The 22,639-nt window shown below is 73.3% G+C and carries 19 protein-coding genes; 15 read left to right on the top strand and 4 right to left on the bottom strand.

The window, feature by feature from the left end; all coding sequences use genetic code 11:
- Positions 1-2 precede the first annotated feature (2 nt).
- The 4 genes from cysD to MPTA5024_RS35815 all read left to right on the top strand — a co-directional run bounded on the left by cysD (position 3) and on the right by MPTA5024_RS35815 (position 4,917).
- On the top strand, positions 3-917 hold the full coding sequence (gene cysD / locus MPTA5024_RS35830) for a sulfate adenylyltransferase subunit CysD (protein WP_036332480.1): 915 nt from the start codon (positions 3-5) through the stop codon (positions 915-917).
- Positions 918-1,128: 211 nt separating this feature from the next.
- Entirely contained in the window at positions 1,129-2,391 is a 1,263-nt protein-coding gene (gene cysN / locus MPTA5024_RS35825; RefSeq protein ID WP_036332479.1) for a sulfate adenylyltransferase subunit CysN, read from the top strand.
- 174 nt (positions 2,392-2,565) lie between these two features.
- Positions 2,566-3,489 (top strand): sulfotransferase, encoded by a 924-nt coding sequence (locus tag MPTA5024_RS35820; protein WP_063794844.1) that lies wholly within the window; start codon positions 2,566-2,568, stop codon positions 3,487-3,489.
- Positions 3,490-3,585: 96 nt separating this feature from the next.
- Positions 3,586-4,917, top strand: coding sequence for an MFS transporter (locus tag MPTA5024_RS35815; RefSeq protein WP_051459081.1), 1,332 nt, complete (start codon positions 3,586-3,588; stop codon positions 4,915-4,917).
- On the opposite strand, the gene MPTA5024_RS35810 is transcribed toward MPTA5024_RS35815, so the two are convergent.
- A complete protein-coding gene (locus MPTA5024_RS35810) occupies positions 4,910-5,857 on the bottom strand; it encodes a hypothetical protein (protein WP_036332477.1) in 948 nt (315 codons plus the stop codon). The two genes, MPTA5024_RS35815 and MPTA5024_RS35810, sit on opposite strands and share 8 nt — an antisense overlap.
- 640 nt (positions 5,858-6,497) lie before the next feature.
- Here MPTA5024_RS35810 and MPTA5024_RS35805 point away from each other — a divergent pair.
- Positions 6,498-7,532 carry a hypothetical protein gene (locus MPTA5024_RS35805; RefSeq protein ID WP_036332475.1) on the top strand — a complete coding sequence of 345 codons (1,035 nt, stop codon included), beginning with the start codon at positions 6,498-6,500 and terminating at the stop codon, positions 7,530-7,532.
- An 18-nt stretch (positions 7,533-7,550) separates the two neighbouring features.
- On the opposite strand, the gene cysC is transcribed toward MPTA5024_RS35805, so the two are convergent.
- Together cysC and MPTA5024_RS35795 are read right to left on the bottom strand one after the other, a co-directional pair.
- Positions 7,551-8,768 carry an adenylyl-sulfate kinase gene (gene cysC, locus MPTA5024_RS35800; RefSeq protein ID WP_036332473.1) on the bottom strand — a complete coding sequence of 406 codons (1,218 nt, stop codon included), beginning with the start codon at positions 8,766-8,768 and terminating at the stop codon, positions 7,551-7,553.
- A 160-nt stretch (positions 8,769-8,928) separates the two neighbouring features.
- Positions 8,929-9,660, bottom strand: a complete 732-nt coding sequence (locus tag MPTA5024_RS35795; protein ID WP_036332471.1) for a methyltransferase domain-containing protein — start codon at positions 9,658-9,660, stop codon at positions 8,929-8,931.
- Positions 9,661-9,861: 201 nt separating this feature from the next.
- Between MPTA5024_RS35795 and mfd the strand changes: the two genes are divergently transcribed.
- From mfd to MPTA5024_RS35750, 9 genes are all read left to right on the top strand, one after another.
- Positions 9,862-13,359 carry a transcription-repair coupling factor gene (gene mfd / locus MPTA5024_RS35790; RefSeq protein WP_036332470.1) on the top strand — a complete coding sequence of 1,166 codons (3,498 nt, stop codon included), beginning with the start codon at positions 9,862-9,864 and terminating at the stop codon, positions 13,357-13,359.
- Between the two features lie 73 nt (positions 13,360-13,432).
- Complete coding sequence (locus tag MPTA5024_RS35785) at positions 13,433-14,050, top strand: SurA N-terminal domain-containing protein (RefSeq protein ID WP_198167593.1); 618 nt, start codon at positions 13,433-13,435, stop codon at positions 14,048-14,050.
- A gap of 424 nt (positions 14,051-14,474) precedes the next feature.
- On the top strand, positions 14,475-15,494 hold the full coding sequence (locus tag MPTA5024_RS35780) for a MazG family protein (protein WP_051459080.1): 1,020 nt from the start codon (positions 14,475-14,477) through the stop codon (positions 15,492-15,494).
- Positions 15,495-15,599: 105 nt separating this feature from the next.
- Complete coding sequence (gene eno / locus MPTA5024_RS35775) at positions 15,600-16,880, top strand: phosphopyruvate hydratase (RefSeq protein WP_036332466.1); 1,281 nt, start codon at positions 15,600-15,602, stop codon at positions 16,878-16,880.
- A gap of 72 nt (positions 16,881-16,952) precedes the next feature.
- Complete coding sequence (locus MPTA5024_RS35770; RefSeq protein ID WP_232326786.1) at positions 16,953-17,360, top strand: FtsB family cell division protein; 408 nt, start codon at positions 16,953-16,955, stop codon at positions 17,358-17,360.
- 26 nt (positions 17,361-17,386) lie between these two features.
- Entirely contained in the window at positions 17,387-17,968 is a 582-nt protein-coding gene (locus MPTA5024_RS35765; RefSeq protein ID WP_051459079.1) for a DUF501 domain-containing protein, read from the top strand.
- On the top strand, positions 17,965-18,900 hold the full coding sequence (locus tag MPTA5024_RS35760; protein ID WP_036332464.1) for a Ppx/GppA phosphatase family protein: 936 nt from the start codon (positions 17,965-17,967) through the stop codon (positions 18,898-18,900). The genes MPTA5024_RS35765 and MPTA5024_RS35760 overlap by 4 nt, the downstream gene beginning before the upstream one ends.
- A 70-nt stretch (positions 18,901-18,970) precedes the next feature.
- Positions 18,971-19,297 (top strand): PadR family transcriptional regulator, encoded by a 327-nt coding sequence (locus MPTA5024_RS35755; RefSeq protein WP_036332462.1) that lies wholly within the window; start codon positions 18,971-18,973, stop codon positions 19,295-19,297.
- On the top strand, positions 19,294-20,313 hold the full coding sequence (locus tag MPTA5024_RS35750) for an HAAS signaling domain-containing protein (protein ID WP_036332460.1): 1,020 nt from the start codon (positions 19,294-19,296) through the stop codon (positions 20,311-20,313). Before MPTA5024_RS35755 ends, MPTA5024_RS35750 begins: the two co-directional genes overlap by 4 nt.
- A 39-nt stretch (positions 20,314-20,352) precedes the next feature.
- Here the strand turns inward: MPTA5024_RS35750 and MPTA5024_RS35745 are convergent, their stop codons facing one another.
- On the bottom strand, positions 20,353-21,555 hold the full coding sequence (locus tag MPTA5024_RS35745) for a cytochrome P450 family protein (protein ID WP_036332458.1): 1,203 nt from the start codon (positions 21,553-21,555) through the stop codon (positions 20,353-20,355).
- 141 nt (positions 21,556-21,696) lie between these two features.
- On the opposite strand from MPTA5024_RS35745, the gene MPTA5024_RS35740 reads away from it, so the two are divergent.
- Positions 21,697-22,503 (top strand): uracil-DNA glycosylase, encoded by an 807-nt coding sequence (locus MPTA5024_RS35740; protein ID WP_036332456.1) that lies wholly within the window; start codon positions 21,697-21,699, stop codon positions 22,501-22,503.
- Positions 22,504-22,639: the final 136 nt, after the last annotated feature.

Here is a 22,639-nt window from a genome sequence, read left to right as displayed (position 1 = left end):
CAATGCTTCAGCGTGACTACACCACGTCACAGCTCGACGTGCTCGAAGCCGAGGCGATCCACATCATGCGTGAGGTCGCGGCCGAGTTCGAGCGCCCCTGTCTGCTCTTCTCCGGCGGCAAGGACTCCATCGTCATGCTGCGGGTCGCCGAGAAGGCCTTCTGGCCCGCGCCGATCCCGTTCCCGCTCATGCACGTGGACACCGGCCACAACTTCCCCGAAGTCATCGACTTCCGGGACCGCCGCGTCGCCGAGCTGAACGTCCGGCTCGTGGTGGCCTCGGTGCAGGCGTCCATCGACGCCGGCCGGGTGGTGGAGGAGACCGGGCGGCGTGCCTCCCGCAACCGCCTGCAGACCACCACCCTGCTGGACGCGATCGAGGAGCACGAGTTCGACGCGGTGTTCGGCGGCGCCCGCCGCGACGAGGAGAAGGCCCGGGCGAAGGAGCGGGTGTTCTCCTTCCGCGACGACTTCGGCCAGTGGGACCCGAAGAACCAGCGTCCCGAGCTGTGGAACCTGTACAACACCCGCATCCGCAGGGGTGAGCACATCCGGGTCTTCCCGCTGTCCAACTGGACCGAGCTGGACGTGTGGCACTACATCCGGCGGGAGGGCATCGAGATCCCCTCGATCTACTTCGCGCACACCCGGAAGGTCTTCGAGCGGGACGGCATGCTGCTGGCCGACTCCGACGTGGTCCAGCGGGGCGACGACGAGCCCACGTACGAGAGCGTCGTCCGCTACCGCACGGTCGGCGACATGACCTGCACGGGCGCGGTCGCCTCCACGGCCACGACCGTCGAGGAGATCATCGAGGAGATCGCGGTGACCCGCATCACCGAGCGCGGCGCGACCCGCGCCGACGACCGGGCCAGCGAGGCCGCCATGGAGGACCGCAAGAAAGAGGGGTACTTCTGATGCGCGCCTGCCGCGACCAGTCCGGCACGGAAGACCGGCTGCGTCAGATTCAAGGGGTGCGTCTGACGCGCGCCCACCACGATCGGTCCGGCACGGAAGACCGGCTGCGTCAGATTCAAGGGGTGCTTCTGACGCGCGCCTGCCACGATCGGTCCGGCACGGAAGGCCGGCTGCGTGAGGTCCGAGGCCAACTTCTGAGGCGGGGGCGTTGATGGACATCCTTCGTTTCGCCACGGCGGGAAGCGTCGACGACGGCAAGTCCACCCTCATCGGGCGGCTGCTGTTCGACTCCAAGGCGATCTTCGAGGACCAGCTCGAGGCGGTCGAGCGGACCTCGCGCGACCGGGGCACCGAGTACACCGATCTGTCGCTGCTGACCGACGGCCTGCGGGCCGAGCGCGAGCAGGGCATCACGATCGACGTGGCGTACCGCTACTTCGCGACGCCCAAGCGGAAGTTCATCATCGCCGACACCCCCGGGCACATCCAGTACACCCGGAACATGGTGACCGGCGCCTCCACCGCCGACCTCGCCATCATCCTGATCGACGCCCGCAAGGGCGTGCTGGAGCAGTCGCGCCGGCACGCGTTCCTGACGACGCTCCTGCGGGTGCCGCACCTCGTCCTCGCGGTCAACAAGATGGACCTGGTCGACTACTCCGAGGCCCGGTTCGACGAGATCCGCGAGGAGTTCACCGCGTTCGCCTCCAAGCTGAACGCGTCCGACCTCACGTTCATCCCCATCTCGGCCCTGCACGGCGACAACGTGGTCTCCCGGTCGGAGAACATGCCCTGGTACGAGGGCTCGTCGCTGCTCCACCACCTGGAGCACGTGCACATCGCGTCCGACCGCAACCTGGTCGACGTGCGCTTCCCGGTGCAGTACGTGATCCGCCCGCACAGCGCGACCAGCCCCGAGCTGCACGACTACCGGGGGTACGCCGGGCAGGTCGCGGGCGGCGTGCTCAAGCCAGGCGACGAGGTCCTCCACCTGCCGTCGGGGCTCACCACCACGATCACCGGGATCGACACCTTCGACGGGCCGGTCGAGGAGGCGTTCCCGCCCATGTCGGTCACGCTCCGGCTGGGCGACGACATCGACATCTCCCGCGGCGACCTGATCTGCCGGCCGCACAACCAGCCGCAGGTGGCCCAGGAGATCGACGCGATGGTGTGCTGGATGGCCGACGGCCTCAAGCTGCAGCCGCGCTCCAAGCTGCTGATCAAGCACACGACGCGCACGGCCCGGGTCCTGGTGCGCGACCTGCACTACCGGCTCGACGTCAACACCCTGCACCGCGACGAGACGGCGACCGGGCTGACGCTCAACGAGATCGGCCGGGTGTCGCTGCGTACGACCCAGCCGCTGTTCGTGGACGACTACGCCAGGAACCGCATGACCGGCGGCTTCATCCTGATCGACGAGGCCACGAACGGCACGGTCGGCGCCGGCATGATCGTCGACGCCCGCTGACGCCCGTCCCGGGGACCTGCCCGGCCGTCTCGTCGACGGCCGGGTAGATCAGCGGGACGGAGGCGGTCCTCACCCGGCAATGCCTTGGAAGATCACCGGCGTGCCCGCGACCGGCGGCGATAGGTTCCTCGCGTTCGTGCTCGGAACGTCTCGCACTCGGACGGGGAGGGCCTCATGGCCGACCAGCCGGTGATCTTCGTGGGTGGCCTGGGCCGCAGCGGCGCCGTGCTGCTGGAGCGCCTGCTCGGCGAACTGCCGGAGGTGGCGGCGCTCGGCGGGACCGCGCACCTGTGGACCCGCGGGGTGCGGGCCGACGAGCCGTGCGGATGCGGCCGGCCGTTCTCGGCGTGCCCGTTCTGGAGCAGGGTGGGCACGCGGGCGTTCGGGCAGTGGCGGCTCGACCAGGCGGGCTGGGTGCCGCGGCTGCGGGCCCGGGTCGACCGCGTCCGGCGCGTCCCCGCCCTCGCGCTCGGGCTCGTGTCCCGCGAGGCGGAGCTGTCCGAGTACGTGCTGGCCTACTCGCGCGTCTACGCGGCGGCGGCCGAGGTGGCCGGCGCCCGCGTCGTCGTCGACTCCAGCCGCCGCGTCTCCCTGGCCTACTGCCTCGCCGCGATCATGGACCTGCGGGTCGTGCATGTGGTGCGCGACCCGCGCGCCCTGGCCGCCGCCCATCGGGCGCGAGAAGTGCGGTCGCCCGGCCCCGCCCGCTGGACCCCGGCCAGGACCGCCGTCCACTGGCTGGCGCAGAACCTCGCCTTCGCGGTGCTGCGGCGCAAGGGCGTCCAGGTCGTCCGGGTCCGGTACGAGGACCTGCTCGCCGACCCCGGACGCACGCTGACGCGCCTGGCCCGGCGCCTCGATCTGGGCGACCCCGGGACCGGCGCGGGGCTCGGGGCCGTCCACACCGTCCCGGGCACGCCGCCGCGTCCCGCCGCGCACCGGCGTCCGGTCGCCCTCCCGTTCCACCAGCGGTGGCTGGTGACCGCGCTCACCCTTCCGTTGCTCCGTTCGTACGGCTATCGCCTCCGGTACCGCCCACCGGCTCCGCCGGCCGAGCCCGAGCCCGTCCTGGCCCCACTGGCCGTCGCGGCCCACTGAGCCCCGCCGAGCCTGTGCTGTCGATGTCGCCGGTCCCCTTCGTCGTCCAGGTGGGGCGTCCACGAGGGACGCCCGTACGACGAGGAGGTGCGGGGGATGGCCGAACCGGCTTCTACGGGGCGGGTCGCCCTGCCCGAACGCCGCGCGCCGGCCGGGACGGGGGTCCTGGCGGCGGCCCGCCGGGCCCGCTGGGCGGTCGTCGCGATCTTCGCGGGCAACGGGTTCGCCATCGCGAGCCTCGCCGTGCGCACGCCGTCGCTCAAGCTCGACATCGGGCTGAGCGAGGGTGGCCTCGGTCTCACCACGACCCTGTTCGGTGTGGCGGCCGTGGCGTCCATGCAGCTGACCGGTGGTCTGGCCGCCCGGTGGGGGAGTGCGTGGATCGTCCGGGCGGCGGCGGTGGCGCTCCCCACGGCGCTGGCCGGGGTGGGGCTCGCTGGGGACCTGCCGCACCTGTTCGCGGCCATGGTCGTCCTGGGCGTGGTGCACGGCGTGCTCGACGTCACGATGAACGCCCACGCGGTGGCGGTCGAGCGGGCGCTGGGCCGTCCCATCCTGAACGGCTGTCACGCGGCCTGGAGCCTCGGAGCCGTGGCGGGTTCGCTGGCCGGCGGCGCGGCGGCGCAGGCCGGCGTCTCCCGCGGGGCGCACTATCTCTGCCTGGCCGGAGCCTTGGTGCTCATGGCGCTCGCCGTGGGCCGGCGCCTCCTCCCGCCGTCCGCCGACCGCCGGAGTGGGCGCGCGGACGCGGGGCCGGCCGCCGGGACGGGGAGCGCGTCCGATCTCGGAACGGCCTCGCGGCGAGAGCGGCCGGCCCCGGTCCCCGGCGGGCGGAGCGCACGGAGGGCGGGGGCGTGGCGGGCCGGGTGGACGCGCCGCCTGCTCGTGCTCGGCGGCATGGGCGCCGCGGTGCTGACCTGTGAGGCGGCCGTCGCCACCTGGAGCGGGGTGTTTCTGCACGACCGGCTCGGCGCGACGCTGGGCGTGGCCTCCCTGGCCTACATCGCCTTCACGGCCTGCCAGACATGCGGACGCCTCGTCGGGGACCGGATGGTCGCTCGTCACCCCGCCCCGCGCCTCGTCCGGGCCGGGACGGCGGTCGCGGCCGCGGGCCTCGCGCTCGGGGTCGCCGCCCCATGGCCCGCTCTCGCAGTCGCCGGGTTCGCCCTCATGGGTCTCGGCCTCGCGACCCCGCTGCCGGTCATCGTCGGCGTCGTGGGCCACATGGGTGCGGAGGGTCCGGGGGCTGCCCTCGTGATGTCCCGGTTCACCACAATGACCTACTCGGGTATCCTGCTCGGCCCGGCGGTCATCGGCTGGGTCGCCCAGGTGGCCGGCCTCACCCGGACGCTGGCCGCCCTGGTCGTCGTCCTCGCCGTGGTGGCCCACCTGGCCTCCGCCGCCGTCGGGCGCCCGCCGCTCAGATGAGCGTTTCGAGGTGGTCGACGAGGGGGCTGAGCCACTCGGACGGAGGGCCGAGCGGCTCGTGGCCGTCCCGGTAATGCCGGTCGGCGAGCGTGACCAGGTAGTGGACGGCGGTGCGGCGGGCCTCGGCGGTCGACAGGGCGAAGGGTTCGAGGACCCTCCCTGACTGGGCGAGGCACGCCCTGGCGGCCTGCGGGGGCCGCATCCGCCGCAGGGCGCGGTGGAAGAAGTGGTGCAGGGCGTCGAAGCCGAGCGGCACGCCGCAGCCGAACCGCTCCCAGTCCCACACCAGCAGGCGCCCGTCGGGGGCGGGCGCGATGTTCCACGGCGACAGGTCGCCGTGCCAGTGGCAGCCGCGTGGATGGGCCGTCGCCTCCGCCGCGGGGTCGATCGACGCGTGGGGGCCGATGGCCGCGATCTCCCGTACGGCGGCGTCGAACAGGTCGGCCGGGACCCGCCGGGAGGTCACGGGCAGCGGGGACAGCAGCAGCACGTCCAGGCCTCGCCACACGCCGTGGTGCCGGACGACCGGTGGCGTCACGACCTTCAGCGGCAGGCCCGCGAGCATCTCCAGGACCGCGGCCTCGTGCCGGACGAGGGTGCGGGCGCGCTCGGTGTCCCCGATCTTCACGAAGCCCAGCAGCGTCGCGTCGCCGTACGCCTCCAGCACCGGCTTGCGGTTGTCCCGGAGGGCGGCGCGCACCCGGACGACGGTCGTGACGGGCCGGCCCAGCACGCCGCTGAGGTACGTCTCGATCGTGTCGGGGCCGTCGGACACCAGGACCGGACGGCCGAGGGCGGCGTGCCATCGGGTGCGCGGCACGAGCCGGCGCGGGGCGAGCCGGTGTGGCAGCACGGTCCGGGGGCTGCGCCCGCCGGGCGACGGGTACAGCAGGCGCAGGACGTCGTCCAGGTAGCGCATGCGGATGCGGGCGTCGCTCACGGGGACGCCGTCTTTCCGCCCCGGCGAGGCGCGATCTCCCGCGCGGCGTTCTCCCGCGCGGCGTTCTCCCGCGCGGCGTTCTCCGGGACGGCGAATGTCCGGGCACCGGTCTCCGGGGTACGGCATTTCCCGGCATCGCCGCGTATGCCGGGAATTCCGTAAAGGGCGCGACCGGGAATGGGCCGTACCGATGGCGCGCCCGCGTGCCGATATTTCGGAGATTTCACGACCGGCCATACAAGACGTCCGGGCCGTCGCCGGCTCACGCGCGCCACACGGCACGGGACTCGGACGGCGCACGCCGTCCCGCCGGAAGCGGGCGGCTGCCCGGACGGGTGACCGTTGTCTCCCAGGTCCCGGGGGTCGGGCGGCATGCTCATGGAGACGCTCCGCGGGCGTGTGACGGCGGGAAGCGCTGCGCCGCGCGACCCCGCCGGCTCAGCCAGGTAACGAACTATAGGCCCGGCCCGCCTTTCGTCCCCGCGCTATCCGTGATTTTCTCCAGACAATGACACGCCCATAATCTTCTTTCGCCCGACATTTCGGTAAAGGTGACATGGGGAAAGCGCCCACGATCGTGCCCGCATTGATGGCAAGGTGTGTGCTCATCCATTTCGACGGGCCGATGTAAGGGGGCGCGATGAGGATCATCGCGGGCTTGGCCGTACTGGCGGCGGGGGCCTGCCTGGCGGCGTGCGCGGGGGTGGACGGGGCCGGTCCGACGCCGGGCCCGCCGACCGCGGCGGGGACGACGGGACCCTGTGTGGTGACCGAGAAGCTGATCCCCACGTGCGGGGCGTGGTGGGGGATCGCGCCCGACGTGTTCTCGGGCCGCGCGCCGCTGCGGTCGGTCGAGATGGCCGAACGGCGGATGGGACGCCGGGCCGACATCGTGCACGTGTACCACCACGGCGCGGACCTGTTCCCGACGCCGGAGGAGCGCCTGATCGCGCAGGGACCCCGGCTGCTGCTGGTGAACTGGAAGGTCGCCGTCGACCACACGTGGGCGCAGGTCGCCAAGGGCGCCGTGGACGACCGGATCGACCGGCTGGCCGCCTACATCGCCGGCACGTTCCCCGGCCGCTTCTTCCTGTCCGTCGAGCAGGAGCCGGAGAACGACGTGCGGCCGGGACGGGGCTACTCCGCGGCCGACTACGCGGCCATGTTCCGTCACGTCGTCACCCGGCTGCGCCAGCAGGGCGTGACGAACGCGGTGACCGTCATGACCTACACGGGCGCGCCCGACTACACGGCCAAGCCGTGGTTCGACAAGCTCTACCCGGGCGACGACGTGGTCGACTGGGTGGCCGTCGACCCGTACGCGGACGGCCGGGACGGCGACTTCGCCGCGCTGGTGAACCGGACCCGGCCGGGCCGCCCGTCGTGGCCGGGGTTCTACCGCTGGATCCAGAACAGGTTCCCCGCCAAACCGATCATGCTGGCGGAGTGGGGCGCCTACGAGCGGCCGGACCGGCCCCGCCTCAAGCGGGACCTGTTCGTCTCCGCCGCCAAGCAGATCGGTGAATTCCCGCAGATCAAGGCCCTCGTGTACTTCGACTCCGCGGTGGCCGGCGGGGGCGACACCCGTTTCGACACCACTCCCGGCGCCACCCGGGCGTTCGGCGCCCTCGGCCGGCTCCACCGCTTCAACGCGACGGCCGTGCCCGCGTCCTGACCGCGGCCGGCGGCCGGGTCAGCGGACCCAGCCGCCGGAGGTGACCAGGGTCAGCACGGCGCCGACCGCGCGCTCGACGCTCATGCCGGTCGTGTCGAGCACGAGGTCGGCGTCGTCCGGCTCCTCGTACGGGTCGGACACCCCGGTGAACTCGGGGATCAGGCCGGCGCGGGCCTTGGCGTACAGGCCCTTGCGGTCGCGGCGCTCGCACTCCTCCAGCGGCGTGGCGACGTGAACCAGCAGGAAGTCCGCGCCGACGTCCTCGACCATGGCGCGCACCTCCTCCCGCGTCGCGGCGTACGGCGCGATGGGGGCGCAGATGGCGAGGCCGCCGTGCCGGGCGACCTCGGCGGCGACGAACCCGATCCGCCGGATGTTGAGGTCGCGGTCCTCGCGGGAGAACGTGAGCCCGGCCGACAGCAGGCGCCGGACCACGTCGCCGTCGAGGTAGGTGACGGTCCGTCCGCCCCGCTCCAGCAGGGCGTCGCGCAGGCCCCGGGCGACGGTCGACTTGCCGGACCCGGACAGGCCGGTGAAGAACACGACGAGGCCGCGGCGGTGCGGCGGCCCGGGGATCGTGACCGGCGCGGGCCCCGCGTAGTGCTCGGTCGCGCCGTAGTTGCGCGCGACGTGCTCGCGCAGTTCGAGGTCGATCTCGACGTCCTCGCGGGGCGCGAGCGGCACGGCGACCACGGTCGAGCCGGGCAGCCGGCCGGCCGCCGTGAGCGCGGCCCGCACCACGGACGGCCCGCTCTCCCCGAAGACCAGGGGCATCAGCAGCACGGACGCGTCCAGCTCCTCGGCCGTCGCCGCCACGTCCTCCAGGGCGGCCGAGTCGAGCGGGCCCCGCATCGTGACCGCGAGCACCTCGCCGTCCGGCAGCTCCTTGCGGACGTCCTCGGGCGTGCGCCGCAGCCGGGCGAACGGCCCGTACGCGGGGGCGTCGAGCGGCTCAACCGGCCCGGCCGCGTGGTGCCCGTCCCGCTCCACGACGGTCATCACGGCCACGGCCGCGCCCTCGGGGTCCTTCAGCGTGACCTGGTCGCCGGGCTGGATCCCGTCCGGCAGCGCGATCGTGATCGGGTCGGGCCAGGGCGTGCCGTCGGGCAGCCGGCCCTGCTCGACGACGCCGTCCGCCTCCGCGGCGGTGAGGAAGCCGGTGAGCGGCGCGTACGCCCCGGAGAGCAGCAGTTCGAGGTCGGCCAGCTCCCGCGCGTCGGGAGTCCACTCGGTCATGATGTCCGTTCTCGCTCGATTGGTGGTTACGCACGCTACCCGGGCACGGACGCATGCCGCGCGGGCCCGCGGGCGTCTCAAAGCAGACAGTAACCCCGCTCGCGGCCCATCAGAGGAACACGCGGAAGCCGGGAGAGCGGCTCCCGCTCGCGCCCCGCCGTCAGATCAGGCGGGCGAAGTGGTTCTGGGGACGGCGGATCACCATGGTGATCTCGTCCTCGACCCCGTTCAGCCGGCCGCGGGACAGCGCGGCGACCGCCCGGCACACCGCGGTCACGAGCCCCGCGTGCGGCCCCCGCCGCGCCGGGCCGCTCACCGCCGAATAGTCCTCGGCGATCATGAGGCCGCGCATGAGGCAGTACGCCTGGACGCCCTCGCGGGAGGCCAGCGGCTCGTAGACGGCGGGCAGCGGGCCGACGGAGCCGGCGGGGGCGAGGCTCCGCCACAGCGCCCGCCGCAGCCAGCCGGGCGTCGCCCGGTCGCAGAAGCCGTACGCCGACCTGCCGTCGCGCATCTTCAGCAGGAGCAGCCCGCCCGGCCGGAGCCCGGCCACGAGCCGGTCGAGCACGAGCTCGGCGTGGTGGACGCGTTCGAGCAGGAACGACACGTAGACCACGTCGAACGAGCGGGGCGGGATCGGCACCAGGCGCAGGTCGCCGAGGTAGGTGGCCTCCAGGTCCTGCCGGGCGCTCGCGTGGGCGCGCAGCGGCGGGAGGTCCTCGTCCACCCCTGTGATCCGCGGCTCGTACCGCCCGACGTCCAGGACGCCGCCCCGCCCGCACCCCGCGATCAGGATGTCGAGCCGCCGCCCCAGCTGGTCGGTCCACTGCTCACGGATCCGCTGGCTGAACACGTCGTCCTGGTCAACTGACGACCACCGAACCTCAGACATGCCACCGAGCGTAATGACAACGGGCCGGAGAGTAAGGGATTTGCGGTTCGACATTCCCCCGGGCGCCCGACTGGGCCTCCGGCCGTCCGGCCCGGGGCGGACTCGGAGGGCGGCGCACCGGTGTTCGGGCGTAGCCTTGATACCCCGGCCCGGCTCGGCTCGGGGGTTTTCGCTTGCCGTCGTGGGGCTCTGAAGGCATCAATGTCTCTTTCCGGACTGCTCGACCTTGTCGCCGCCGAACCGCAGCTGTCCGCCGCGCTGGACGCGGCCCGTCAACCGGCCGATCCCGGCGTGGAGCTGGTCGCGCCGCCCGCGCTGCGGCCGTTCGCCGTGGCCTCGCTCGCGCGGGTCAGGCCCGTGCTCGCGATCACCGCGACCGGGCGCGAGGCCGAGGACCTGGCCGCCGCGCTGACCAGCCTGCTGGACGAGAGCTCAGTGGCCGTGTTCCCCGCATGGGAGACGCTGCCGCACGAGCGGCTCTCGCCGCGCAGCGACACCGTGGGCCAGCGCCTCGCCGTGCTCCGGCGGCTGGCGCACCCGATCGCGGGCGACCCGGCGGCCGGCCCGCTCAAGGTCGTCGTGGCGCCGGTCCGCTCGCTGCTGCAGCCGATCGTGTCCGGCCTCGGCGACCTGGAGCCCGTACGGCTGCGCGCCGGCGACGAGGCGGACCTCGAGGACGTGGTCGCCCGGCTGGTCGAGAACGGCTACCACCGGGTCGACATGGTGGAGAAGCGCGGCGAGGTCGCCCTGCGGGGCGGGCTGCTCGACGTGTTCCCCCCGACCGAGGAGCACCCGCTGCGGCTGGAGTTCTGGGGCGACACGATCGAGGAGATCCGCTGGTTCAAGGTCGCCGACCAGCGGTCGCTGGAGGTGGCCCAGGACGGCCTGTTCGCGGCGCCCTGCCGCGAGCTGCTGCTGACCGAGGACGTCCGGCGGCGGGCCCGCGAGCTGGGGGAGGAGCACCCGGCGCTCATGGACGTGCTCGACCAGCTGGCCGAGGGTGTGCCGGTCGAGGGCATGGAGGCCTTCGCCCCCGTGCTCGCCGGGTCGATGGACCTGCTCCTCGACCACCTGCCGGTGCGGTCGGCCGTGTTCGTCTGCGACCCCGAGCGCATCCGCGGGCGGGCCGTCGAGCTCGTCCGCACGAGCCAGGAGTTCATGGAGGCGTCCTGGATCGCCGCCGCGGCGGGCGGGGAGGCGCCGATCGACCTGGAGGCCGCCGCCTTCCGGACGCTGGAGGAGGTCCGCGACCACGCCCGTGAGCTGGGCCAGCCGTGGTGGAGCATCGCCCCCTTCGGCGAGGGCGCCGAGCTGGACGCCCAGGACGTCGAGGCGTACCGGGGGGACACGCAGCGGGCCCTGGCCGACATCAAGGGCTGGCTGGGCTCCGGCCGGTCGGTCGTGCTGCTCAGCGAGGGCCACGGCCCGGCCGAGCGGATGGTCGAGCTGCTCAAGGGGGTCGACGTCGCCGCCCGGCTCGTGCCCTCCCTGGACGAGCCGCCCGGCCGCGACGTGGTGCAGGTCACCACCGGACGCGTCGACCACGGCTTCGTCACCCCCGACGTGGCCGTCCTGACCCATCTCGACCTCGTGGGCCAGAAGGCCTCGACGAAGGACATGCGCCGCCTGCCGTCGCGGCGGCGCAACATGGTCGACCCGCTCCAGCTCAAGGTCGGCGACCACGTGGTGCACGAGCAGCACGGCGTCGGCCGGTACGTCGAGATGGTGCAGCGCACGATCCAGGGCGCGACCCGCGAATACCTGGTGATCGAGTACGCCAAGGGCGACCGGCTCTACGTGCCCACCGACCAGCTCGACGAGGTCACCCGGTACGTCGGCGGCGAGGCCCCGACGCTCAACCGGATGGGCGGCGCCGACTGGGCCAAGGCCAAGACCAAGGCCCGCAAGGCCGTACGGGAGATCGCGGGCGAGCTGATCCGGCTCTACTCGGCCCGGATGGCCTCGCCCGGCCACTCCTTCGCCCCCGACAGCCCCTGGCAGCGGGAGATGGAGGACGCCTTCCCGTACGCCGAGACCGGCGACCAGCTGGAGGCGATCGACGAGGTCAAGCGCGATATGGAGCGGCCGGTGCCGATGGACCGGCTGATCTGCGGCGACGTCGGCTACGGCAAGACCGAGATCGCCGTGCGGGCCGCCTTCAAGGCCGTCCAGGACGGCAAGCAGGTCGCGGTGCTCGTGCCGACCACGCTGCTCGTGCAGCAGCACCTGTCGACGTTCGGGGAGCGGTTCGCGAGCTTCCCCGTGACGGTGCGGCCGATCTCCCGCTTCCAGTCGGACGGCGAGGTCAAGGAGACGCTGGAGGGCCTGCGCAGCGGCGCGGTCGACGTGGTCATCGGCACCCACCGGCTGCTGTCGCCGGAGGTCAAGTTCAAGGACCTCGGCCTGATCATCGTGGACGAGGAGCAGCGGTTCGGCGTCGAGCACAAGGAGGCCATGAAGCACCTGCGCACGCAGGTCGACGTGCTGGCCATGTCGGCGACCCCGATCCCCCGCACGCTGGAGATGGGCCTCACCGGCATCCGGGAGATGTCGACGATCCTCACGCCGCCGGAGGAGCGGCACCCGATCCTCACGTTCGTCGGCCCGTACGACGAGAAGCAGATCGCGGCGGCGATCCGGCGCGAGCTGATGCGCGACGGGCAGACGTTCTTCGTGCACAATCGGGTACGCACGATCGACCGGGTGGCCTCGCGGCTCCACGAGCTGGTCCCCGAGGCGCGGATCGCGGTGGCCCACGGCCAGATGAACGAGACCCAGCTCGAGAAGATCATGGTGGACTTCTGGGAGCGCAACTTCGACGTGCTCGTCTGCACCACGATCGTGGAGTCGGGCCTCGACGTGCCGAACGCGAACACGCTGATCGTGGACCGGGCCGACAACTACGGCCTGTCGCAGCTCCACCAGCTCCGCGGCCGGGTCGGCCGGGGCCGCGAGCGCGGGTACGCCTACTTCCTCTACCCGCCGGAGTCGCCGCTGACGGAGACGGCCCACGAGAGGCTGGCCACGATCGCCCAGCACACCGAGATGGGCGCCGGCATGTACGTCGCCATGAAGGACCTGGAGATCCGCGGCGCCGGCAACATCCTCGGGGCCGAGCAGTCCGGCCACATCGCGGGCGTCGGCTTCGACCTGTACGTCCGGATGATGGCCGAGGCAGTGCAGGAGCAGAAGGCGAAGCTGTCCGGCGAGCCCCGCAGCGAGGAGCGGCCCGACGTCAAGGTGGAGCTGCCGATCAACGCGCACGTGCCGCACGACTACGTCACCTCGGAGCGGCTGCGCCTGGAGGCGTACAGGCGGATCGCCGCGATCGGCGGCGAGGACGACATCGCGGCCGTGCGCGAGGAGCTCGAGGACCGGTATGGCAGGCCCCCGCAGGAGGTGGACAACCTGCTGGAGGTGGCCCGGTTCCGCATCACGGCGAGGAAGGCCGGCCTCACCGACGTCACCCTGCAGGGCCAGCAGATCAGGTTCGCGCCGGTCTCGCTCAGGGAGTCCCAGCAGGTGCGCCTGCAGCGGCTGTACCCCCGGTCGATCTGGAAGCAGGCCACCGAGGTCCTCCTTGTGCCGGTGCCCAAGACCAAGCCCATCGGCGGGCAGCCGCTCCGCGACCTCGACCTGCTGAAATGGTGCGGGGACCTGGTCGAGGCCATGTTCCTCGAGCCGGTGCGGGTACAGTGACCCGCGAATCGAGATTGCGGGAACGCGGGATTTCGGCACAATTGCCTGGCCGGTGTCGTCGGGAGGATCGTTCGTGAAGTCGTATCGAGTGCGCGTCGCCGTGGCGCTGGCGGCGGCGGGTGTCGCGCTGTGCGCCTGCGGCCCGGTGCAGGCCGGCGCCGCGGCCATCGTGGGCAAGGAGCGCATCACCTCCAGCGATCTCGACAGCGAGATCCGCGCCTTCCGCCAGGAGCTGGCCGCGCACAAGATGTCCGAGGAGCAGCTCGGCCTGTCGTTCCCGCTGCCGCAGATGATCCTGCTGAACATGAGCAACAGCAGGCAGTTCATCCAGCTCGGGGAGCAGAAGGGCATCGCGGTCACCGACCGGGAGATCGACGACGTGGTGGCCGCCCAGGGCGGGCAGGCCCGGTTCGACCAGGTCCTGCTGGCCAACGGCATCCCGCTGTCGGAGGGACGCAACGCCGTCCGCGCCGTCATCATCCGGCAGAAGCTGGCGCAGCAGGCCGGTGCCGGCACCGACCAGCAGAGCCAGCAGGCGGCCGAGCAGAAGGTCATGCAGGAGGTCGACGCCGCCGTCCCGGTGAAGTTCAGCCCCCGGTACGGCAAGTTCGACCCGCAGCAGGGCTTCGTCGCCGACGACCGCTTCGGAGCCGTCGCCGCCCCCGCCCCCGCGGCCCCCGCCGGCTCCTGACCCCGCGAGGGGCGCGGCCGTGTCTGGACTGAGGAGCGCGCGGGAGCGCAGCGACCAGAGCGTGCCGAGGGAAGACGCGGCCTTAAGGGCGCCCCGAGCCCGCCTCGCCGGAGGCGAGGCAAAGCAAACAGCGAGGGGCGCGGCCGTGTCTGGACTGAGGAGCGCGCGGGAGCGTAGCGACCAGCGCGCGACGAGGGAAGACGCGGCCTCAAGGGCGCCCCGAGCCCGCCGCGCCGCAGGCGCGGCAAAGTAAGCACGGAGGGGCGCGGCCGTGTCTGGACTGAGGAGCGCGCGGGAGCGCAGCGACCAGAGCGCGACGAGGGCTGTGCTCATGGCGCGCCTCCGGCACGACCTCACGGCCAAAAGGGCGCCCCGAGCTCGCCGTGCCGGAGGCACGGCAGGTAAGCACAGTTAGGGTGGGGGCATGCCGCTGATCGTGGTCACCACCTCGCCCCGGGTGGCCCCCGGCCTGCTGGCTCCCGCCGCGTGGCGGGCGCTGTCCGCCGGCCGGGTGCTGACGGGCTCCGCCGGCCACCCCTGCCTGCCGTACCTGGACGAGGCCGGCATCACGGTCGACGTCGTCACGCCCGACCCGGCGGCGCTGGCCGCGGAGGCGCGCACGGCCGCCGTGGTGTGGCTGGCCGCGCAGGACGGCGACGAGGACCTCATGCGGGCTTTCGGCCGGGCGGCCCTGGCCCTCGACGAGCCGCCGGTCGTGGAGCTCGTCCCCGGGTCGTACGACCTGCCGGGGGCGCGGCTGCTCGACCTCGTGAAGGTGATGGACCGGCTGCGCCGCGAATGCCCCTGGGACCGGTCGCAGACCCACGAGTCCCTCGTGCCGTACCTCGTCGAGGAGGCGTACGAGGTGCTCGAGACCATCCACGAGGGCGACTACGCCGCCCTCCGGGAGGAGCTGGGCGACCTGTTGCTGCAGGTCATGTTCCACGCGCGGCTCGCGCAGGAGCGCGTCGTCCCCCCGGGGGAGGAGACGGACGGCGAGGACGAGGCCGCCGGCTTCGACATCGACGACGTGGCCGCCGGGATCGTCGACAAGCTGGTGCGCCGCCACCCCCACGTCTTCTCCGACGTCGCCGTCTCCGGCGCGGGCGAGGTCAGCGACAACTGGGAGACGATCAAGGCCGCCGAGCGGGCGGCCAAGGGCGAGACGCGCACCGCGCTCAGCGGGGTGCCGATGGGCCAGCCGGCGCTCTCGCTCGCCGCGCAGTTGCTGCGCCGCGCCGGCCGCGCGGGCGCCCCCGCCGCCCTCGCCGACGACCTTCCCGCCGGCTTCGGCGCCCGCCTGTTCGCGCTCGTACGGCAGGCCCAGGACGAGGGACTGGACCCGGAGGCCGAGCTGCGGTCGGCCGCCCGGGAGTACCGCCGCCGCGTCGAGGAGTGGGAGTCCACGGCCGTCGAGGGGCTGGGCACGCCGACCACTTCGTGAACCCACGTCCAACACGCCGTGAATCGGCGCCCCCTTCGCCGTACCAGGCAGTAGGGACCGATAGGCTCGGGAGGCAAACCGCCCGCGATTTTGCTAGGAGCGTTCGTGGCTGCCATCGAGGCCGTTACCGCCCGCGAGATCCTCGACTCCCGGGGGAACCCCACGGTCGAGGTCGAGGTCCTGCTGGACGACTACAGCACCGGCCGTGCCGCCGTTCCCAGCGGCGCGTCCACCGGTCAGTTCGAGGCCGTGGAGCTGCGTGACGGCGACAAGAGCCGTTACCTCGGCAAGGGCGTCGAGAAGGCCGTCCTCGGCGTGACCGACGAGATCGCCGACGAGATCATCGGCTTCGACGCCGAGGAGCAGCGGCTCATCGACCAGACGATGATCGACCTGGATGGCACGCCGAACAAGGCCCGTCTCGGCGCCAACGCCATCCTCGGCATCTCGCTGGCCGTCGCCAAGGCCGCCGCCGACAGCGCCGACCTGCCGCTGTTCCGCTACGTCGGCGGGCCGAACGCGCACATCCTGCCCGTGCCGATGATGAACATCCTGAACGGCGGCGCGCACGCCGACACCAACGTGGACATCCAGGAGTTCATGATCGCGCCGATCGGCGCCGAGACGTTCTCCGAGGCCGTCCGCATGGGCGCGGAGACCTACCACACGCTGAAGAGCGTGCTGAAGGAGAAGGGCTACGCCACCGGCCTGGGCGACGAGGGCGGCTTCGCGCCCAACCTGCCGTCCAACCGCGACGCGCTCGACCTGATCCTGGTCGCCATCGAGAAGGCGGGCTACACCCCCGGCCAGGACATCGCGCTCGCGCTCGACGTCGCGGCCAGCGAGTTCCACAACGACGGCGTCTACACGATCGACGGCAAGGGCCTGTCGTCCGCCGAGCTGATCTCCTTCTACGAGGACCTGGTCCGGTCCTACCCGCTCGTCTCGATCGAGGACCCGCTGAACGAGGAGGACTGGGAGGGCTGGAAGGCCATCACCACCTCCCTCGGTGCCAAGGTCCAGCTCGTCGGCGACGACCTGTTCGTGACCAACCCCGAGCGGCTCGGCCGCGGCATCCGGGAGGGCGCGGCCAACGCCCTGCTGGTCAAGGTCAACCAGATCGGCACGCTCTCGGAGACCCTCGACGCGGTCGACCTGGCCCACCGCAGCGGCTACCGCAGCATGATGAGCCACCGCTCCGGCGAGACCGAGGACACCACGATCGCCGACCTCGCCGTGGCGACCAACTGCGGCCAGATCAAGACCGGCGCCCCGGCGCGCTCGGACCGGGTGGCCAAGTACAACCAGCTGCTGCGCATCGAGGAGCTGCTCGACGACGCCGCCCGCTACGCCGGGCGCGCCGCGTTCCCCCGCTTCCAGGGGTAGTACCGAGACGGAACCGCACAGGGGTGGTGCGAGGCGCTCAGGCGTCGAGCCGTACGAGACCGGGAGGGGTGGGTGTCGTTGGCGAAACGGCCGCAGCTGACCGGGCGGGCGGCGATCCTCGCGGTCGTCGTGTGCGCGATCGCCATGAGCCTCGCCTACCCCGTGCGGGAGTACGTCGCCCAGCGGCGGCAGATCTCCCAGCTGGAGGATCAGCAGGCCAGAGCCCTGCAGAAGCTCCAGACGCTGGAGGAGCGCCGCCGCCGCCTCGAGGACCCGGAGTACATCAAGCGCCTGGCGAAGGAGCGGCTCCACTACTGCGAGCCGGGCGCCAAGTGCTACGTCGTCCTCGACGAGGGCTCCGGCGCGACCACCGCGCGCGCCGGGGCCGAGCAGCCGGACAAGCCCGCCTGGTACGTCACGCTGTGGAAGTCGGTGGAGGCCGCCGACCAGGGCCGGGGCACCGTGCAGGCCGCCCGTTGACGGCCCCGGTCTCCCGGGCGGTGAGGATGTCGAGGGCGAGGAGTTCGACGGTGGTGGATCAGGCGGACCTGGCGGCCGCGCAGGCACAGCTCGGCCGGCCGCCGCGGGGCGTGCGCGCGGTCGCGCACCGCTGCCCCTGCGGCCTGCCCGACGTGCTGGAGACCGCGCCCCGGCTGCCCGACGGCTCGCCGTTCCCCACGTTGTTCTACCTGACCTGCCCGAAGGCGGCGTCGGCGATCGGGACGCTGGAGTCGTCCGGGCTGATGCGGCGGATGCAGGCACGCCTTGCGGAGGAGCCGGAGCTGGCCGAGGCGTACCGCGCGGCCCATGCCGACTACGTCGCCCGGCGTGACCGCGCGGCCGACGAGGAGGGGCTGGAGCCGCTGCCCCGCGGCATGCAGACCGCGGGGGGGATGCCCGACCGCGTGAAGTGCCTGCACGCGCTGGTGGCCCACGAGCTCGCCGTGCCGGGCGCCAACCCCCTCGGCGGGGAGGCCCTCGACGCGCTGCCGGACTGGTGGGCGGACGGGCCGTGCGTGCCAGTCGGGGAAACGCCCGTCGACGCGTCCGGGGAGGAGCCGGAGGGGAAGCGGGTGGAGGAGCGGTGACGAAGCGCGTCGCGGCCGTCGACTGCGGGACCAACTCGGTCCGCCTGCTCGTCGCGGACGTCTCCGGCGAGAGCCTGTCCGACGTCGAGCGGCGGATGGAGATCGTCCGCCTCGGCCAGGGCGTCGACCGGACCGGGCGGCTCGCCCCCGAGGCCCTGGAGCGCACGTTCACGGCGATGCGCGGCTACGCCAAGCTGATCGAGCAGCACGCCGCGGAGGGGCGGGTGCCCGTCCGCGTCGTCGCGACCTCCGCCACCAGGGACGCGGCCAACCGCGACGACTTCACGGCCGGCGTCCGCGAGATCTTCGGCGTCGACCCCGAGGTGGCGACCGGCGACGAGGAGGCGCGGCTGTCGTTCACCGGCGCCACCCGCGGCCTCGCGGGCGGGCCGGTCAGCGACGGCGCGCCGTACCTGGTCGTGGACATCGGCGGCGGCTCGACCGAGTTCGTCGTCGGCTCCCGGTCGGTGGAAGGGGCGCTGTCGGTGGACATCGGCTGCGTCCGGCTGACCGAGCGCCACCTGCGCGACGACCCGCCGGGGGAGCGCGCGGTGGAGGCGGCGATCGCCGACATCGAGGCGGCGATGGACCGGGTCGAGGAGACCGTGCCGGTCCGCCGCGCCCGCACGCTCGTGGGCCTGGCCGGCTCGGTCACCACGGTCGCCGGGATCGCGCTCGGCCTGCCGGCGTACGACCCGGCCCGCATCCACCACTCCCGGATCCCCGCCGGGCGGGTTCACGAGGTGACCGGGCGGCTCCTGCGGATGACGCACGACGAGCGGGCGGCGATCCCCGTCATGCATCCCGGACGCGTCGACGTCATCGGCGCCGGCGCGCTCATCCTCGACCGCATCGTCCGCCGGTACGGCTTCTCCGACGTCGTGGTCAGCGAGCACGACATCCTCGACGGCATCGCCTGGTCACTGGCCTGACCCCCGCGCCGTGCCCGGTGCGGGGCCCGATCTTGCCGCTACCGCGCAATGCGTAGTACTGTGCGATGCCGTGGACAGCAGTCAGCTCCTCAAGGGCGTTCTCGACCTCGCCGTCCTCGCGGTGCTCGCCGATCGCGACAGCTACGGCTACGACGTCGTCCGGCGGCTGCGCGAGGCCGGGCTGGAGGACGTCGGCGACGCCTCCGTGTACGGCACGCTCCGGCGGCTCTTCAAGGCCGGGGCCCTCACCTCCTACGTGGTCGCCTCCGACGAGGGGCCGCACCGGAAGTACTACGGCCTGAACGACGTGGGCCGGGCGCAGCTGGCCTCGTCCGCGACGACGTGGGCCGCCTTCGCCGCCACCATGGACGACCTGCTCAAGGAGCTGAGCACGTGACGAACTCCCCGATGACCCCCCGCGAGTACGCCGGCGCCGTCCGGGAGGCGCTCGCCGACCTGCCCGACAGGGAGCGGGAGGAACTGCTGGAGGACCTCGACGACCACCTGTCCGAGGTCGCCGCCGAGCCGGGCCGGTCGCTGGAGGAGCGGCTCGGCTCGCCCGAGGCGTACGCCGCCGAACTGCGGGCCGCCTACGGGGGCAGGCCCGCCGGACACCCCCGCAGGCGGACCGCCCGCGCCCACGCGAGGACGGCCGGCGTCCTGCGCGCGGCGCACGGGCGGCTGCTCGCGCTGCCGCCGTACCGGCAGGCGGCGGCGTTCGCGCCGGAGCTGCGGCCCGCCTGGTGGGTGCTGCGCGGCTACGCGCTCGCCCTGGCCGTGCTCGGCGTGATCGGCGAGGGCTCGCTGGTGCCGCGCGACCTCGCGGGCTGGGTGTTCACGCTCGTCCTCGTCTGGGCGTCGGTCTGGCAGGCGCGGAGGTCGCGACCGGCCGCGACCCGCTGGGGGAGGGCGGTGGCGGCCGCGGCCAACGTGGTCGCCGCGATCGTCGTGATCGGCGCGCTCGCCGACGTCCCCGGCCGGCCCAGCGAGGCCGACGTGGCGCTCGACGGGGGCGGCCCGGGGTACGCGGTGCGGGTGCGGGACGTCTCGGCCTTCGCGGGGGGAGAGGTGACCAACATCTTCCCCTACGCCGAGGACGGCACCCCGCTCCACGGCGTCCGCCTGTACGACCAGGACGGCAGGCCGATCACGGTCGACCCGGAGCTGTCGGGGCAGTCTCTGGTCGTCCCGTGCGGGGGCGAGCCGCCGCTGCGCAACGCGTTCCCGCTGGACCTGCGGCCGATGAGGGTGCTGCCGGGGGACGACGGGCCCGGGGAGGCGGCCTGCGCGACCCCGAGCCCGTCGCCCTCGGTCTCTCCTTTCGCCTCCGCCTCTCCTTCCGCCTCCGCCTCTCCTTCCGCCTCCGCCTCTCCCTCCGCGTCCGGGTCCCCGTCGCCCTCCCCGAGCCGCTGAGCCTCGGCGCGGCCGTACGGGTCGGAGCGGCCGTACGGGTCAGCGCAGCCGTACGGGAAGGGAGAACAGGCCCCGCATGATGGCGCTCGGCCACCACGGGAGCGCGGCGGCGTCCGACGCGAGTGCCAGGTCCGGGTAGCGCCGCAGCACGGTCCCGATGGCGACCTCCGCCTCGATCTTCGCCAGCGCGGCCCCGATGCAGTAGTGCGGGCCGCGTCCGAAGGCCAGGTGCGGCTCGCCGATCCGGCCCGGGGAGAACGCGTCGGGATCGGAGAAGGCCGCCGGGTCGCGGTTGGCGGACAGCAGCGACACGAGGACGGGCTCCCCCGGCGCCATCTCCTGGCCGCCGATCACGACGGGCTCGGTGGGGAAGCGCCACGTCGCGTTGCGCACCGGGCCGTCGTACCGCAGCATCTCGTCGATCGCGTCGGGCAGCAGGGACGGGTCGGCGCGCAGGGCCGCGGCCTGGTCCGGGTGCCGCAGCAGCGCGAGCAGGCCGTTGCCGATCAGCGCGACGGTCGTCTCGTGCCCGGCCGTGAGCAGGAGGAACGCGGTCGAGATCAGCTCGTCGCCGTCGATCTCGCCCTCGTTTGACCGGCGGACGAGGTCGGTCAGCAGGTCGTCGCCCGGCCGCGTGCGCTTGAGCGTGACGAGGTCGGCGAGGAACCGCTCCAGGGAGTCCGTCGCCTCGGTGACCTTGTCGATGTCCGAGACGGCCGCCGAGTCGATGACCGAGGCGTGGCGGTGGAACTCCTCCCGATCCTCCTCGGGGACTCCCAGGAGGTCGCAGATGATCGTGATGGGAAGCGGGTAGGCGAGGGCCGCGATCAGGTCGGCCTCCGGTCCCTCGAGCCGGTCGAGCAGCTCGTCGGTCACCTCCTGGGCACGCGCCCGCAGCCCTCGCATCCGCCGGGGCGTGAAGGCCGCGCTCGCCAGCCTGCGGAGGCGCGCGTGCTCGGCCCCGTCGGCGTTCAGCATATGGCTGGCCATCGTCGGGCGATGGTCGAGCGGCAGGCCGAGCCGGGCGGCACGCCACTCGGGGGTCCCGGCGGAGGGGTCCTTCGACAGGGCGGGGTGCGTGAGCGCGGCGACGGCGTCCTCGTACCGGGTGACCAGCCAGGCCGAGCAGCCCGGCAGGGGCAGGCGGACGACGGGGGCGTTGCGCCGCAGCCAGTCGTACGCCGGGTAGGGGTCGGCGTCGAAGGAGGGACCGAACAACGGGGGGCAGGAGTCGGTGGACACGGGCCGTACGTACCCACCCCGGGGCCGCCGGAAAGATCTCCCTTCCGGGTGGGCGGGGGAGCCCGGGCCGCGCGCCGGGTGCCCGTGCCCGAGATGCACGTCACGGCGCGGGCACGGCGACGGAGCTGGCACGATCGAGTCATGAGTTCCGTTCCTCCGGGCTCGGGCTGGCCCGAGGACCCGGCCGATCCCGGCACCCCGGTCGCCCACGACGCGCACGAGGTCGCCAAGCTCGCGGCCGAGAGCCGTACGCCGGCCGAGCTGGCGGCTCGGCAGTCGGTGTGCCGGGCCTGCCCGCGACTGGTCGAGTGGCGGGAGGACGTGGCCGACGTCAAACGCAGGGCCTTCGCCACTGAGACCTACTGGGGCCGCCCGATCGCGGGCTGGGGCGACGACGACCCGCACACCCTCATCGTCGGGCTCGCCCCGGCCGCCCACGGCGGGAACCGCACCGGCCGGATCTTCACCGGCGACCGCAGCGGCGACTGGCTGTTCGCCTCCCTCCACCGGACCGGGCTCGCGGCCCAGGAGACGAGCGTCCACGCCGGGGACGGGCAGCGGCTCATCGGCGCCCGGATGATGGCCGCCGTCCGGTGCGCGCCGCCCGCCAACAAGCCCACGCCGGAGGAGCGGGACACCTGCTTCCCCTGGCTGGCCCGCGAACTCGCCCTGGTGGCCCATTCGGCCCGCGTCGTCGTGGCTCTGGGCGGCTTCGCCTGGCAGGCGGTGTGGCCGGCCCTGCGGGAGGCGGGCTACGTCCTGCCGCCCCGCCGGCCGCCCTTCGGCCACGGCGTCGAGGTGCCCCTCTCGTACGGCACGGCACGGGTCACCCTGCTCGGCTGCTACCACCCGAGCCAGCAGAACACGTTCACGGGGCGCGTGACGGCCGAGATGCTCGACGCCGTGTTCGCCCGGGCCGTCCGGCTCGCCGGTGAGGACGCGTCCTAGCGGATCCAGGGGCCGCCGCCGCACAGCCGGCGAGGGGAGCTTGTGAAAGCTTTCACGAGTGTGAAGTGCGTCACGAAGGAAAAATGGGCGAAGTTTCCAGCGCGAAGAACAGTCAAAACCAGCTAAAGGGGGAAAT

Origin of the sequence: Microbispora sp. ATCC PTA-5024 (assembly GCF_000511135.2) — a bacterium.
In the GTDB taxonomy this organism is placed as follows: Bacteria; Actinomycetota; Actinomycetes; order Streptosporangiales; family Streptosporangiaceae; genus Microbispora; species Microbispora corallina.
This window is presented reverse-complemented; position numbering and strand designations above follow the sequence as displayed.